The organism is Mesorhizobium sp. LCM 4576 (assembly GCF_001854815.1).
In the GTDB taxonomy this organism is placed as follows: domain Bacteria; phylum Pseudomonadota; class Alphaproteobacteria; order Rhizobiales; family Rhizobiaceae; genus Mesorhizobium; species Mesorhizobium plurifarium.
Map to the genome: position 1 here is coordinate 1 of NZ_MDDT01000053.1, position 14,821 is coordinate 14,821.

11 protein-coding genes are annotated in these 14,821 nt (G+C 63.5%); 8 read left to right on the forward strand and 3 right to left on the reverse strand.

The window, feature by feature from the left end; translation table 11 throughout:
* The first annotated feature begins 397 nt into the window (after positions 1-397).
* Both LCM4576_RS25330 and LCM4576_RS25335 read left to right on the forward strand, forming a co-directional pair.
* Positions 398-1,399, forward strand: a complete 1,002-nt coding sequence (locus LCM4576_RS25330; protein ID WP_071035253.1) for a sterol desaturase family protein — start codon at positions 398-400, stop codon at positions 1,397-1,399.
* Entirely contained in the window at positions 1,396-2,532 is a 1,137-nt protein-coding gene (locus tag LCM4576_RS25335) for a GNAT family N-acetyltransferase (protein WP_071035254.1), read from the forward strand. The genes LCM4576_RS25330 and LCM4576_RS25335 overlap by 4 nt, the downstream gene beginning before the upstream one ends.
* A 41-nt stretch (positions 2,533-2,573) precedes the next feature.
* Here the strand turns inward: LCM4576_RS25335 and LCM4576_RS25340 are convergent, their stop codons facing one another.
* Positions 2,574-3,041, reverse strand: a complete 468-nt coding sequence (locus LCM4576_RS25340; protein ID WP_071035255.1) for a peroxiredoxin — start codon at positions 3,039-3,041, stop codon at positions 2,574-2,576.
* A 95-nt stretch (positions 3,042-3,136) separates the two neighbouring features.
* Between LCM4576_RS25340 and LCM4576_RS25345 the strand changes: the two genes are divergently transcribed.
* Entirely contained in the window at positions 3,137-6,562 is a 3,426-nt protein-coding gene (locus tag LCM4576_RS25345) for a DUF3971 domain-containing protein (RefSeq protein WP_071035256.1), read from the forward strand.
* Positions 6,563-6,573: 11 nt separating this feature from the next.
* Here LCM4576_RS25345 and tyrS read toward each other — a convergent pair whose 3' ends face one another.
* Positions 6,574-7,827, reverse strand: a complete 1,254-nt coding sequence (gene tyrS / locus LCM4576_RS25350) for a tyrosine--tRNA ligase (protein ID WP_071035292.1) — start codon at positions 7,825-7,827, stop codon at positions 6,574-6,576.
* 338 nt (positions 7,828-8,165) lie between these two features.
* On the opposite strand from tyrS, the gene LCM4576_RS25355 reads away from it, so the two are divergent.
* Positions 8,166-9,809 carry a glycosyltransferase family 39 protein gene (locus tag LCM4576_RS25355; protein WP_071035257.1) on the forward strand — a complete coding sequence of 548 codons (1,644 nt, stop codon included), beginning with the start codon at positions 8,166-8,168 and terminating at the stop codon, positions 9,807-9,809.
* A gap of 47 nt (positions 9,810-9,856) precedes the next feature.
* A complete protein-coding gene (locus LCM4576_RS25360) occupies positions 9,857-10,726 on the forward strand; it encodes a phosphatase PAP2 family protein (RefSeq protein WP_083354732.1) in 870 nt (289 codons plus the stop codon).
* Between the two features lie 27 nt (positions 10,727-10,753).
* On the opposite strand, the gene LCM4576_RS25365 is transcribed toward LCM4576_RS25360, so the two are convergent.
* On the reverse strand, positions 10,754-11,428 hold the full coding sequence (locus tag LCM4576_RS25365; RefSeq protein ID WP_071035258.1) for an alpha/beta hydrolase: 675 nt from the start codon (positions 11,426-11,428) through the stop codon (positions 10,754-10,756).
* 260 nt (positions 11,429-11,688) lie between these two features.
* On the opposite strand from LCM4576_RS25365, the gene LCM4576_RS25370 reads away from it, so the two are divergent.
* The 3 genes from LCM4576_RS25370 (at position 11,689) to LCM4576_RS25380 (ending at position 14,793) form a co-directional block, all read left to right on the forward strand.
* Positions 11,689-12,849, forward strand: a complete 1,161-nt coding sequence (locus tag LCM4576_RS25370; protein ID WP_071035259.1) for a cysteine desulfurase family protein — start codon at positions 11,689-11,691, stop codon at positions 12,847-12,849.
* A gap of 190 nt (positions 12,850-13,039) precedes the next feature.
* Positions 13,040-14,557 (forward strand): Fe-S cluster assembly protein SufB, encoded by a 1,518-nt coding sequence (gene sufB / locus LCM4576_RS25375; protein ID WP_071035260.1) that lies wholly within the window; start codon positions 13,040-13,042, stop codon positions 14,555-14,557.
* Positions 14,554-14,793: a hypothetical protein gene (locus tag LCM4576_RS25380; RefSeq protein WP_071035261.1), complete on the forward strand. Its 240-nt coding sequence runs from the start codon at positions 14,554-14,556 to the stop codon at positions 14,791-14,793. Before sufB ends, LCM4576_RS25380 begins: the two co-directional genes overlap by 4 nt.
* The last annotated feature ends 28 nt before the right edge of the window (positions 14,794-14,821 follow it).

A 14,821-nucleotide genomic window follows, 5' to 3' on the forward strand; every position in this document is an offset into this window, starting at 1 on the left:
GTGAAATGCCTTATCTCGTTGCCCCGGGCGATGATGACCGTGTGCGGTTCCTTGCGCCTGCCGAAGACCGCTGACTGACCGGTTTGTTTCACGGGACGGAGCTTTCGTTATGGGGATCAACGACAAGCCTGATTACACATTATTAGGGTTAACAAAGTTTTGCCGTGCCGACTGCGCGGCGCCGAATGCACGCAGCACGGGCAAGAAGTTGCGCGAAAATCTCCAGGATGCGGACCTCATRCCGGGAAATCGTTGGCCATGAACACCGATGTTCTGCCAGCAGCAGCCTATAGCTCGCAGAGCAGGGCTCAGGTTTCTTAACTGTCTTCGATTGCGTTTAGTTGACGTTTTTCGAGTAAAGGCGTGTTGGTATTTGGGATTCACCGTGGCGGTAGGAATGCTGGACGATCTGGTTGGCAAGATCCTCGACAAGATTTCGGGCACCAGTCTGTTGGCGACCGGGCTTTTGCTGCTGACTGCCTTTGTCAGCGCGCTTGTGGCCTATTGGCGCACGGCCGAGGAGAAGAGCTGGAAGGAGTTTTTCGAGTTCGCCGTCCCGCGTGAGGTCATCACCCATCCCTCCGCGAAGGCCGACCTTCTGTTCTGGGTCACGAAGAAGGCCCTGATGCCTTTCCTGATGCTGCCCGCCGGAATCGTCTTCGTGACGGCGGTGGGATACGGGACCAACTGGCTGTTTTCGACACTGTTCCACTTCCAGCCGCCTCTGACCGAGGGGCCGGCAGGGCCGGTGACGGTTCTGATCTTCACCGTCAGCATGCTCCTCGCCTACGACATCTCCTATTATCTCTATCACGTCGCCCAGCACCGCTATCCGCTGCTTTGGGAACTGCACAAGGTGCATCACTCGGCCGAGGTGATGGTCGGGATCACCAAGGACCGGGTCCATCCGCTCGACGAGTTGATGAACCGAGCTTGGGACGGCATCATCGTGGGGTTCTGCTTCGGCATCTGGTCGCTGATTTCGCTGAACCTTGTCGAACTGACCGTTTTTGGCGTCAACGTCTATGTCATGCGGAACATCCTGATGATGGATTTCGTCAGGCACACGCATTTCAAGATCTCGTTCGGCCCGCTCAACCATTTGATCCTGTGTCCTCACTGGCATCAGCTGCATCACARCGTCGATCCGCGCCACTACGACAAGAACTTCGGGCTGCTCTTCTCGTTCTGGGACCGGCTCTTCGGAACATTGTGTGTGCCGAGGCCTGACGAGGACTTCAAGTTCGGGCTGGTCGACCGCGATGTGCGCGACTATCAGTCGCTCGCAGGCCTTTACGTCATGCCGCTGAAGCGGATGTGGGGACATATCGCCAGGCGCATGCGGCCCGGAAAGCCACGGTCACGCACCTCGCAAGCCTCGGAGGGGACACGGCCATGAACGCTCCCGTTGTGCTCGCAATCCCGCGCACGCGCACCTTCGAAGTCGTGACATCGGCGGCGCGCCTGGCCGAGATCGCACCMGCCTGGAGCGCGCTCTGGCAGCGGGCTGACGGGCTTGTCTTCCAGCACCCCGACTGGATCGCGGCCTGGTGGCGCACGACCCCGCAGCAGGAGAGGCGCGCGCTCAGGATCGGGCTTGCCTGGAACGGCGACCGGCTCGATGGCGTGATAGCGCTCGCGACCTTCAGGCGTTCCGGCATCCGCATACTGGAATGGGCGGCGAAGGATCACAGTGACTATGGCGACGCGCTGGTTGCGCCCGACACCGACCCGCGGGCGATCTCCAGCCTCTGGCAGTATGTTTTTGACCAGGGTGGCTTCGATCTGATCTATCTCARCCGTCTGCTGCCGGATGCCGGTGTGCATGCCCTGCTGAAACCGGCTCATGGCAAGGCGCTTCGGCCCAATCACCGCAGTGAAATCAGCTATCGTGTCGCTGGCTCATGGCAGCGTGGGGCGGAATGGTTCGAGACGTTGTCCAAGAAGGGCCGGCAGAACTATCGTCGCGGCCGCAAGTTCATGGAAGAAAGCGGTGCATTGCGTTTCCGGCTGCTGGATGCGGAGGAGCCGCGCGAGCCGGTGCTCGAGYGCGTCGCGACGTTGAAGCGCCTCTGGCTCGCTCGCCATGGTCGCGCCTCGGATCTGTTCGACAAAGGTTCGCCGGTTCTCGCCGCGCTGATTTCGGTGCTGGCCGACCTCGGGCTGTTACGCATCTTCGTGCTGGAGCTTGACGACACGATCGTCGCCGTCTCGATCAATTTCGAGCAGCGCGGCACGATGATGGCTTTCGTCACCACCTATGATCCCGAATACGAGCGCGCCTCGCCGGGTATGGTGCTGATGATGGACTATATCCAATGGTCGTTCGACCGTGGCCTTGCCACGGTCGATTTTCTCTGCGGCGGCGAGGATTTCAAGCGGCGCTTCGCCACGCAGTCAGTCACGCTGTCGTCCATGATGGGCGCGCGCGGCTTGCGTGGCCATCTTGCCGCGCTGGCCGATCAGGTGAGCCATCGTTCGAAATCCTGGAGGACGCGGCGGCAGCCGAAGGCCGAGGCACCTGACGAGTAACGACCATAATTGTCGATTGCTTTGGGGGGCTTTTGCGACGCTCAGAGCGCGCGAACGGCTTCCAGCACGGCCTCGGCATGGCCCTTGACCCGAACCTGGCGCCAGATGCGGGCGATACGGCCGTCCGTGCCGATCAGGAAGGTGGCGCGCTCGACACCCATATATTTGCGCCCGTACATCGTCTTCTCGACCCACAGATGATAGGCCTCGATCACCTTGCGCTCCTCGTCGGCGACGAGATCGACGGTAAGATCGTGCTTCGCCTTGAATTTGTCGTGTTTCTTCACGCTATCGGGTGAGAGCCCGATCACCACGGCGCCGGCCTTTTCGAACTCAGGCTTCAACTGCGAGAAGCCGATCGCCTCGTTGGTGCAACCTGTGGTGTCGTCCTGCGGATAGAAGTAGAGTACGACGGGCTTGCCCCGGAACGCGGCGAGGCTGAGGGAGCCGCCGCCGTCACGCGGAAGATCGAATTGGGGTGCAGCGTCGCCCACCTGGAGATCAGACATGTCGATGCCCTTGTTTGCGGTTACGCGCGGGAGAGCATCGATATAACGTGAGGCGGGGATTCGTCCACGACGAGTTCGTCACAACGGAAGATTGCTTGGATCAGGAAGACCCGCAGCACGAGAAGATCAGGTTCAGGCGTGACGAGATCACCGACCTGGCGAAGCTTCCGTCCGCGTGCCGCGTGCCGCCGCTTGGCCGCGCGGCGGTGCGGCGGCGCTTTCGCATCCTCGGTCGCGTGTTTGCCGGGCTTTGTGCGCTCGTGCTCCTGGCGGCGGCGGGCGTCTATGTCCTCGGCGCCTCGGGCATCGGCACGGAGCGCCTCCGGGCCGAGGCGGAGACCGCCATCGAGAAGCTCGCCGGCGTCGACGTCCACGTCGCCGTCGGCGCGGCGCGGTTGACGCTCGACGGGTCGAGCTTCGTTGCCCTGCAGGTGAACGACGTCAGCCTGAAGACGGCTGACGGCAAACCCATGGCCGATATCGGACGCGTGCGTTTCGGCATGCGCCTGCTGCCGCTGCTTTCCGGTGATGTCCGGCTGACCAGCGCCAGATTTTCCGACGCTCATATCGTGGTGGCCGCCATGCCCTCCGGCGGCGGCGACTGGACGGCGGTGCTGCGCAACCAGGACGGCCTTGTCGATCCGGAGAAAGTGTCGACGGCGGTGTTTRCCAGCGTCAACGACGCGCTGGATGCCGTGCGCGAGGACTCCATGCGCCAGATCGRCCTGCGCAATGTCGGGTTCGAGCTGCCGGACACCGGGYCGGTCAAGCGCGTGACCGTCACCTCGGCGACCGTCGCGCAGACCGGCACGGGAAGCATGCAGGCCTCCTACGATGCCGATGTCGATGGCCGGCACGCAACCTTGGTCRCCTCGGCGACACGCGATGCGACGGCAAGGCGCATTTCGTCGCTGGATGCCAAGCTCGAGATAGCCGGCCCCTCCGGCGAGGGGAATTCGACCGAGGCCGGCTCGTCCGAGGAGGGCGGGAAGGTGGGGTCGATCGCGTTGAAGTTCTCGGGCTCGGAGGCGTCGGGCGACAGCCCATCACGCCTGGCGGCCTCGCTCTCGCTCAACGGTTCGGTGCTCGACCTGGACGAACGCGGGCTGCTGCCGACCGATGTCGATGCCGATGCCACGCTGGTGGCCGGTTCGAACAAGATATCGGTCGACCGGCTGCTGATCAAAAGCGGCCGCTCCAGCTTCGATTTTGCCGGATCGATCGGACCGAAGCCGGCAGTGGCGGGGGAGGAACCCGCCTACCGCTATGACCTCACCAGCGATGGCTCGACGCTGGCACCTTCGGAATCGCCGGAACCGGCGCTTCAGTTCCTGGCCCGTATCGCCGGCGTTTACCAGCCGAAGAGCCGCAAGCTCGTCGCCGAGCAGATCGCCGTGCGCTCCGGCGGACCGGGTGAGGTGCTGGGCGCCGCCACGGTCGCCTTCGTCGACAACGGTCCGCCGGGAGTATCGCTGTCGCTCAACGTTCACGACATGCCGGTCTCGCATGTCAAGCAATTGTGGCCGTGGTTCTCGGCCCGCAACGCGCGGCTCTGGGTGCTCGGCAATTTGTTCGGCGGCACGGTGACCGACGCCAATCTGCAGTTCCAGGTCGTGCCGGGGCGCATGGGCAACGGCGTGCCGCTGACCGGCGACGAAGTGTTCGGCCGTTTCCAGATCGAAGGATCGCGCTTCGATACCGCCGGGCGCATCCCGCCGGTGCGTGACGCCGTCGGCGCCGTCGCGTTCCACGGCAACGATGTCGACATCGCGCTCTCCTCCGGCAGCGTCTATATGCCGAGCGGCCGCACCGTGGCGGCAAGCGGCGRCACCTTGACGATCAAGAACGCGAACCTGCCGATCGTGGTCGGCAAGCTCGACATGGATGTCGCGGGCGAGGCGCCGGCGATCGCGGAGCTTGCCTCCTACGAGCCGATCAATGCCATGCGCCATGTTGGGCTGGCGTCCGAGGATCTGTCCGGCACCGTCACCGGGCATGTCAGGGCGGACATTCCGCTGACGAAAGGCATGGACACCTCGACGCTCGATTGGCTGGTTTCGCTCGACTATCAGAATCTGTCGCTAGCGAAACCGTTCGAGGACCAGACGGTGACCGAGGCCGACGGCTCGATTACCGTCGGGCCCAAGCAGGCGGTGATCTCCGCCGAAGCCAAGCTCAACGGCATTCCAGCCGAGCTCGATCTCGTCGAGCCGCTCGAAGATGACGGGCCGGCGCGAAGCCRCAAGGTTACGCTGATCCTCGACGATAAGACGCGTAACGCCAGCATGCCCGGCCTGTCGGACCTGCTTTCGGGAACCATCAAGGTGGCGATCGACAAGAGCGGCGAGGGCGCCCAGCAGGTTTCGGCCGACCTGACCAACGCCAGGCTCGACATTCCCTGGGCGGGCTGGAGCAAAGGCGCCGGCATTCCCGCCAAGGTCACGTTTGACATGGCGAAGTCCGGCAGCACTACCACGCTGTCGGATTTCGATCTCGGCGGCAAAAGCTTTTCCATCGACGGCAATCTGACCTTGGTCAACGGCGCGTTGTCCACGGCCCGCTTCAGCAAGGTTTCGTTGAACCGGGGCGACGACGTCGCCGTTTCGGTGAAGCGCTCCGGCAAGRGCTATGCCGTCGACGTCAGCGGCGCGTCGCTCGATGCCCGCTCGCTGATCAAGCAATTCACCTCGGATGTCGACACCGCGACGAAGGGCGCAGGCAGCGACGCTGTCTCGGTGAGCGCCGACGTGGCATCGCTGATCGGCTTCCATGACGAGGTGCTGTCCAATCTCAAACTCGAATACAGCGCCGCCGGATCGCGCGTGAATGGGCTCAACGTCACCGCCGCGGCAAGCTCGGGCGCGGCGATCACGATCAACAACACAACCGGTGAAGGCGGCCGCGTGCTCAGGGTKAAGTCGGCCGATGCCGGCGCGATCCTGCGTTTCCTCAACGTCTACGAGCACATGGAAGGCGGCGCGATCACGCTGTCGCTCTCGGGCTCCGCAGACGGGCCGATGAAGGGACAGGTGGACGCCCGCAATTTCTATATCGTCAACGAGCCCAAGCTCGCCTCGATCGTTTCGACGACGCCGGCCGGCGACACACGCAGCCTGAACGAGGCCGTCAAAGGCAATATCGATACGTCCAGGGTGCAGTTCGAGCGCGGCTTCGCCGAGATCGACAAGGGTTCCGGCTATCTGAGGCTGGCGAACGGCCTGCTGCGCGGCCCGCGCATCGGCACGACCTTCCAGGGCACGCTCTACGATCCGAACAACAACATGGACATGACCGGCACCTTCATGCCGGTCTATGGCCTCAACCGCATCTTCGGCGAATTGCCGCTGTTCGGGCCGCTGCTCGGCAACGGGCGCGACCGCGGCCTGATCGGCGTCACCTACCGGTTGCGCGGCAACGCCAACAAGCCGACGCTCAACATCAACCCATTGTCAGTCGTGGCGCCCGGGATATTCCGCTCGATCTTCGAGTACAGGCAGCAGCCGTCCCAAACCGCGCAGTAGGGTGCGGCCGATCAGCTCGGCCGCACCAGCACGTGCTTCTTCTTGCCGAGCGAAAGCTTCACGACGCCTTCGGGACCGAGATCCTGAAGCGTGACGACGCGGCGGTCGTCGGTCAGCGGCTGGTCGTTGACGCGCACGGCGCCGCCCTGGATATGCCGGCGCGCTTCGCCGTTCGAGCCGGCCAGCCCGGCGCTCACGAACAGCGCCAGGATGCCGATGCCGGATTCGAGATCCGATTTGGCCACTTCGATGCTGGGAAGCGTGTCGGCGAGCGCGCCTTCCTCGAAGGTCTTGCGCGCGGTCTCACTCGCCGTCTCTGCCGCCTCGCGGCCGTGCAGCATGGCGGTGATCTCGGTGGCGAGGATCTTCTTCGCCTCGTTGATCTCTGAGCCGCCGAGTTTTTCCAGGCGCGCGACTTCGTCCAAGGGCAGGGTCGTGTAGAGCTTCAGGAAGCGGCCGACATCGGCGTCCTCGGTGTTGCGCCAGTACTRCCAAAACTCGTAGGGGCTCAGCATGTCGCCATCGAGCCAGACCGCGCCGGAAGCCGACTTGCCCATCTTGGCGCCGGACGAGGTGGTGAGCAGCGGCGTGGTCAAGGCGAAGAGCTGCACCCCCTCCATGCGGTGGCCGAGATCGATGCCGTTGACGATGTTGCCCCACTGGTCCGAGCCGCCCATCTGCAGCCGGCAGCCGACGCGCTTGTAGAGTTCGACGAAGTCGTAGGCCTGCAGGATCATGTAGTTGAATTCGAGGAAAGACAGCGACTGCTCGCGGTCGAGCCTGAGCTTCACGCTATCGAAGGCCAGCATGCGATTGACGGAGAAATGCCGGCCGACATCGCGCAGGAAGTTGACGTAGTTGATCTGCATCAGCCAGTCGGCGTTGTTGACCATGACCGCGTCGCCCGGACCGCTGCCGAACTTCAGGTAAGGCGCGAAATTGCGGCGGATGCCGACGAGATTGTCGTCGATGTCCTGCGGAGTCAAAAGCTTGCGCGCCTCGTCCTTGAAGGACGGGTCGCCGATCATCGAGGTGCCGCCGCCCATCAGCGCGATCGGCCGGTGGCCGGTCTGCTGCAACCAGTGCAGCATCATGATCTGGATCAGCGATCCGGCATGCAGGCTCTTCGCCGTGGCGTCGAAGCCGATATAGGCGCTTACCGTTTCCTTGGCGAAAAGCTGGTCGAGGGCCGATTCATCCGAAATCTGGTGGATGAAGCCGCGCTCGCTCATGATGCGCAGGAAATCGGATTTGAAGGCGGACATTTTTTCTTCCTGGAGGTCGCCGGGCACTTTGGCCATGCTGGATATGAAGGCGCGCGTTTAGCATCCAAGCGCGATCAGCAAAAGTGGTTTCCCGGTTTTGCGTCCGATCGCGCTTCAACCAACAAACACGCCGTTAGCAAAAGTGGTTTCCGGTTTTGGTTGCGTGGGGCAGCCGTCCTTGCTTCACCTTTCCTGCTGGCGTAATGAAGCGCCGCGCAAATCAATGACATGGAGCATGATGTCGTCCGAAAACCGCTTCRCACTTTTCGGCATCATGCTCTAGACAGGCGCGCCGCGACGGGGCCATCCCGCAGTTTCAGATCGGACGAGCTCCCGCGATGAACAGGAACTACCTCTTCCTCTTTCTGTTCAGCATCGTCATGACCGTCAGCGGGCTGGCCAGCCTGCCGCCGGTGGATCGCGATGAATCCCGCTTCGTCCAGGCGACCAAGCAGATGGTCGAGACGGGCGACTATGTCGATATCCGGCTGCAGGACGTCACGCGCTACAAGAAGCCGATCGGCATCTACTGGCTGCAGTCGGCGGCGGTCGCATTGAGCGGCGAGGGGGCCGCGGCGCCGATCTGGGTCTATCGCCTGGTCTCGATGCTGGGCATTGCGCTGGCCGTCGTCGGCGTCGGCTGGACCGGGACAAGACTCTTCGGCGCCAATGCAGGACTGGCCGCCGGCCTGATGATGGCGGCGATCTTCGCTACCGCCTTCGAGGGGCGTGACGCCAAGACCGACGCGATGCTGCTCGCCTGCTGCGTGGCGGCGCAAGGCGCGCTGGCGCAGGTCTATTGGGCCTCGAAGCGCAATGAACCGGTTCCCGGRCATCTGCCGTGGATCTTCTGGGTCGCGCAAGGGTTGGGCATCCTCATCAAGGGGCCAGTCTCACCGCTCTTGTCGCTGCTGACCGCCGCGGTCCTCTTTGCCTTCGACCGCGACTGGCGCTGGCTGCTGAAGATGAAGCTGGTGCGCGGCGTCGGCATCGTGCTGGTCATCGTGCTGCCTTGGCTGATCCTGATCACCTGGAAGAGCGGCGGCGCCTTTTTCCAGGAAGCGGTCGGCAAAGACATGCTGAACAAGGTGGYGCAGGGCGAGGAGTCGCACGGCCTGCCGCCCGGCTTCTATATGCTCACCTATTCGCTGTTCATGTGGCCCTTCGGGCTGATCGCGGTCGGCGCCGGGCTGCAGGCGATCAACCGGTTCTGGGACGATCCGCGATTGCGCTTCTGCCTGGCCTGGTACATCCCGTTCTGGCTGGTGTTCGAGGCGATCCCGACCAAGCTGCCGCATTATGTGATGCCGGCCTATCCGGGCATGGCGCTCCTGATCGGCTGGCTGCTCACCTTGCCGGCGGACCAGGCCAACGCGCCGCTCAAGCGCTGGCAGACATGGCTGTGGTGGGYGACGGCTTTCGGTGTCGTCGTCGTGTCGATCGGATTGGCCGTGGTTTGCGTCGGCGCGCCGCTCTATCTCGCCAGGACCTTCTCCTGGTGGAGCATACCGGCGGCGATCGTCGCTCTGGTCACCGGCTATCTTGCCTTTCCGCGGCAGTTGCAGGTGCCGCTTCCGCGCATCGGCGCGATCGCGGCCGGCGCCGGCATCACGTTCAGCCTGCTGTTCGGCGTCATCGCGCCGTCACTGAAGCCGATCTGGCTGAGCCCCGCCATCAAGGCTGYCGTCGACGCCAACCGGCTTTGCGACACCACGGTGCTCGCCTCGGCGAAATTCCAGGAGCCGAGCCTTGTCTTCCTGGTCGGCACCAAGACGGTGCTTACCGACGTCGAGGGGGTGGCGCGGCACCTGCTTGACGACCCGTCCTGCGCGCTTGGGCTGGCGCCGGTCAAGGATGAGCAGAAGCTTGCCGATGTGCTGACCGCCCAGGGCAAATCGGCCAAGCGCCTGACCGAGATCGACGGCATCAACTATTCGTCAGGAGACAAGCTGTCGCTCGGGCTTTACCGGGTGGCTCCGTGATGAATAGCGTCAGGCGTCGAATGTCCGTATAAGCACGCGCTAAAGCCATGTCCGTAGCGCCTCTTGCCCTTTATCGCCGCTCGCTCGGCAATTTCCGCGACACGATGTCGATCGTGAAGCGACGCTTTGCCGTGCGCCCGGCGCGCTATCCGAGAATTCTATGGAGCGTCTGGCTCATAGCCTGGGTGYTGCTCACCGTGGCGAGCTTCCTGCGTCTCGACGCCGGCGCGGGCGAGATGCGCGGTGAATGGTCGCCCGGTTTTGTGCGCTTCACCGATTTCTTCACGCAGTTTGGCCTCGGCGGCTGGTACCTCATTCCAGCGGCGCTCTGCCTCGTCATCGCCAATCTGACGGATTGGCGCGGCCTGTCCCGGCAAGGCCGGATGCTCGTCTACAACTGGACGTGTTTCGCCTTCCTGGTGCTCTGCGCCGTGGGCCTGTCCGGTCTCGCGGTCAACCTGTTGAAATACGGCATCGGCCGGGCCCGGCCGCTTTATTTCGACAGTTTCGGCGTGCTCTCGCTGCATCCCTTCGCCATGGATGCGCGCTTCGCCGGCTTTCCGTCAGGCCATGCCACGACGATGGGCGCGGTGTTCGGTATCCTGCTGCTTTTGTTTCCGCGCCGCTGGTATATCGCGTTGGCGGTCACCGCCTGCGTCGCCTCGACACGCGTCTTCGTTGGCGCACACTATCCGAGCGACACGGTCGCGGGCTTCGGCCTGGGGCTGGCGTTCGCGGCGCTCTCGGGGCTGGTGTTTGCCCGGCTCGGTTTCATCTTCGGCCAGACAGGCTCGAAACTGCCGGTGCGCAAACGGACATTCCGGCTGGGGCCATTCCGCGCACCGAGAAGTCGGATGTCGATGGCCGGTCCGGTCGAGGCCGGCGGGATTGGCGCCGACCGAACCCAGACTCCTTAAGGCGCCTGGGCTGGCGGTTTTCTGTGCTTAGCGCAGCCGCTTCGGCCGCGGATCGGCAAGCTCGCCCGCCAGGCGGCGGTCCAGATAGTCGGCGCATTCCTGGATCAGCTGCTCGGTGTCGTTCGCGAAGAAATGGTTGGCGCCGGGCAGCGTCTTCTGGGTGATGGTGATGCCCTTTTGCGTGTGCAGCTTGTCGACCAGGCCCTGCACGTCCTTGGGCGGCGCCACCTTGTCGGCATCGCCGTGGATGATCAGGCCGGATGACGGGCAGGGCGCCAGGAAGGAAAAATCATAGGTGTTGGGCTGCGGCGCGACAGAGATGAAGCCCTCGATCTCCGGCCGGCGCATCAGAAGCTGCATGCCGATCCACGAGCCGAAGGAATAGCCGGCGACCCAGCAGCTCTTGGAATCCGGATGCAGCGACTGCACCCAGTCGAGCGCCGCGGCCGCGTCGGACAACTCACCGGTGCCGTGGTCGAATTCGCCCTGGCTGCGGCCGATGCCACGGAAATTGAAGCGCAGCACGGTGAAATCGCGCTTCTGGAACATGTAGAAGAGGTCGTACACGATCTTGTTGTTCAWCGTGCCRCCGAATTGCGGGTGCGGGTGCAGCACGATGGCGATCGGGGCGCTCTTTTCCTTCGAGGGCTGATAACGTCCCTCCAGGCGACCAGCCGGACCGGCGAAAATGACCTCAGGCATAAAWTACTCCACGTGGCATATGAATACGCTAGCCCGGAACTCTTCGGCCCAACTCCGCTGCGGCCCACCTGTGGCCTTGACGCCGGGCGAGCGTCTTCCTAGAAGCTAGTTTAGAATGGTTCAAAACTGGGAGGCCGAAACCCGATGGTTCGGGCCGCCCGCGCCGCAAGCCGGGTAAATAGGACGGCTTGCCTTGCAATTTCAAGGAAATAACGCGCTATCCTCGCGGGATAGTTGGCGGAAGGACGAACTGAGCGAAAATGGCCGCACCCCGCGCCTATCTCGACTACAACGCCAGCGCGCCGCTCATTGCGGAAGCGCGCGCGGCGATGGTCGCAGCGCTCGACGCCGCCAACCCGTCATCGGTCCACACCGAAGGGCGCGCCTCGCGCCGCCTGATAGAGGATGCGCGCCGCGACGTGGCCCGGCTGGTCAATGCCAGGCCCGAGCATGTCGTCTTCACCTCCGGCGCCACCGAGGCCGCCTCGACGCTGCTTACGCCCGACTGGCAGATGGGACGCGGCGCCATCCGCATGAGCCATCTCTACGTCTCCGCCGCCGACCATCCCTGCATCCTCAATGGCGGACGCTTCGCGGCCGCGCAGGTAACGAGGATCGGCGTCGACCGGAACGGCGTTGCCGATCTCGATGCGCTTGCCGCCGCGCTCGCCGCGCATGACAAGGCCGCCGGCCTGCCGCTGGTGGCGATCCACGCCGCCAACAATGAGACGGGCGTGATCCAGCCGGTCGGTCGCATCGGCGAAATCGTCAAGGCCGCCGGCGGGGTGCTGGTTGTCGATGCCGTTCAGGCTGCCGGGCGGATTCCGCTCGATATGTCGGGCACTTATGCCGATTATCTGATCCTGTCCTCGCACAAGGTCGGCGGCCCGAAGGGTGTCGGCGCGATCATAGCAGCGTCCGATCTGATGATGCCGCGGCCGCTGGTCAATGGCGGCGGCCAGGAGAAGGGCCATCGCGCCGGCACGGAAAACGTCGCCGGCATCGCCGGTTTCGGCGCCGCCGCGAGGGCAGCGCTTGCGGGTCTCGCCGAGATGGAGACCATCGCGCGCCGGCGCGACGAGATCGAGGYCATCGTGACCGAATTGGCGCCCGACGCGGAAATCTTCGGAAATGCCGCTCCAAGGCTTGCCAACACGACATTCTTCGCTATTCCCGGCATCAAGGCCGAGACGGCGCAGATCGCTTTCGATCTTGCCGGCGTCGCCCTGTCGGCGGGCTCGGCCTGCTCGTCGGGAAAGGTCGGGCCAAGCCATGTGCTGAACGCCATGGGCCATGGCGACAGCCTGGGCGCCCTGCGCGTCTCGATCGGCGGCGCGACCGGCGCCGAGGAGATAGAGGCCTTCCGGGCCGCGCTGGCGAGCATCGTCGCGCGTCGGGCGGGCAAGGAAGAAGCCGCCTGACGGCGGCGAAGACGAATTCAGGCCTTGCGGCCTGGTAGAGTGGTGCGTTTTGTCCTGGCCGGGTGAATTTTCGGCGGACACGCACTATATGGAGCTTACTCCGCTGCGCACCCTCGCCGGGACGCGATCACAGCGGTGCCATAGTTTGAAAACTGCCGGGCCTTGACCCCGGCGTGGATGGAGAACGCTTATGCCTGCTGTGCAGGAGACGATCGATCGAGTCYGAAAGATCGACGTCGACCAGTATAAATACGGATTCCAGACAGAGATCGAGATGGACAAGGCCCCCAAGGGCCTTAGCGAGGATATCATTCGCCTGATCTCCGAGAAGAAGGGCGAGCCGGACTGGATGCTGGAATGGCGTCTAGGGGCCTATCGCCGCTGGCTGACGCTGGAAGAACCGACCTGGGCGCGCGTCCACTATCCGAAGATCGACTTCCAGGACATCCACTACTACGCCGCGCCGAAGAGCACGCCGGGCCCGAAGTCGCTGAGCGAGGTCGATCCTGAACTGCTCAAGGTCTACGAGAAGCTCGGCATTCCGCTCAAGGAGCAGGAAATCCTGGCCGGCGTGCAGAAGCCCGCGGCCGCCGACGAGGACGAGATCGGCGACAATGTCTACAAGTCCGGCCGCGTCGCGGTCGACGCCGTATTCGATTCCGTCTCGGTGGTCACCACCTTCAAGGAAGAGCTCGCCAAGGCGGGCGTCATCTTCTGCTCGATCTCGGAAGCGATCCGCGAGCATCCGGAGCTGGTGCAGAAATATCTGGGCTCGGTGGTGCCGACCTCGGACAATTTCTACGCGACGCTGAAYTCGGCCGTGTTCACCGACGGCTCGTTCGTCTTCGTGCCAAAGGGCGTGCGCTGCCCGATGGAGCTGTCGACCTATTTCCGCATCAACGAGAAGAATACCGGCCAATTCGAGCGCACGCTGATCATCGCCGAGGAGGGCGCTTACGTTTCCTATCTCGAAGGCTGCACGGCGCCGCAGCGCGACGAGAACCAGCTGCATGCCGCCGTGGTCGAGCTGATCGCGCTCGACGATGCCGAGATCAAATATTCGACGGTGCAGAACTGGTACCCCGGCGATGCTGAAGGCAAGGGCGGCATCTACAATTTCGTCACCAAGCGCGGCGACTGCCGCGGCGATCGCTCCAAGATCTCCTGGACGCAGGTCGAGACCGGCTCGGCCATCACCTGGAAATATCCGAGCTGCATCCTGYGCGGCGACGATTCCTCGGGCGAGTTCTATTCGATCGCGGTGTCGAACGGCTACCAGCAGGTCGWCTCTGGCACCAAGATGATCCATCTCGGCAAGAACACGTCGAGCCGCATCATCTCCAAGGGCATCGCGGCCGGYTTCTCGCAGAACACCTATCGCGGCCAGGTCTCGGCGCATCGCAAGGCGACCAACGCGCGCAACTTCACCAATTGCGATTCGCTTCTGATCGGCGACCAGTGYGGYGCRCACACCGTGCCTTACATGGAAGCCAAGAACGCGACGGCCAAGTTCGAACACGAAGCGACGACGTCAAAGATTTCCGAGGACCAGAAGTTCTACGTCATGCAGCGCGGCATTCCGGAAGAGGAAGCAATCGCGCTGATCGTCAACGGCTTCGTCAAGGACGTCATCCAGCAACTGCCGATGGAGTTCGCCGTCGAGGCGCAGAAGCTAATCGGCATCAGCCTTGAAGGTAGCGTCGGATGACCGGAGATAAGTGGTTCAGGCCGAAGCGCTACGGCTATGGCGCGGCACCCGACAATTGGAAAGGCTGGGCTTTTGTGATCGCCTGGATCCTGATTGCTGTCGCGCTGTCGGTGGGTCTGATCAATCTCGGTGCGCCTGCTTGGCTGATCATCCTCATCGTGGGTGCCCTGACGGGTGCAACCATCCCGCTCATCAAAGCCAAGACGGACGGCGACTGGCGCTGGCGTTGGCATTGAATTTGAGCGGACAGATTTTGGAACGGAA

What these genes read in the sequence shown, in the direction of transcription:
- LCM4576_RS25340 (WP_071035255.1), bottom strand. Translation starts at nt 3,041, where the DNA reads ATGTCTGATCTCCAGGTGGGCGACGCTGCACCCCAATTCGATCTTCCG.
- LCM4576_RS25380 (WP_071035261.1), top strand. Translation starts at nt 14,554, where the DNA reads ATGACCGGAGATAAGTGGTTCAGGCCGAAGCGCTACGGCTATGGCGCG.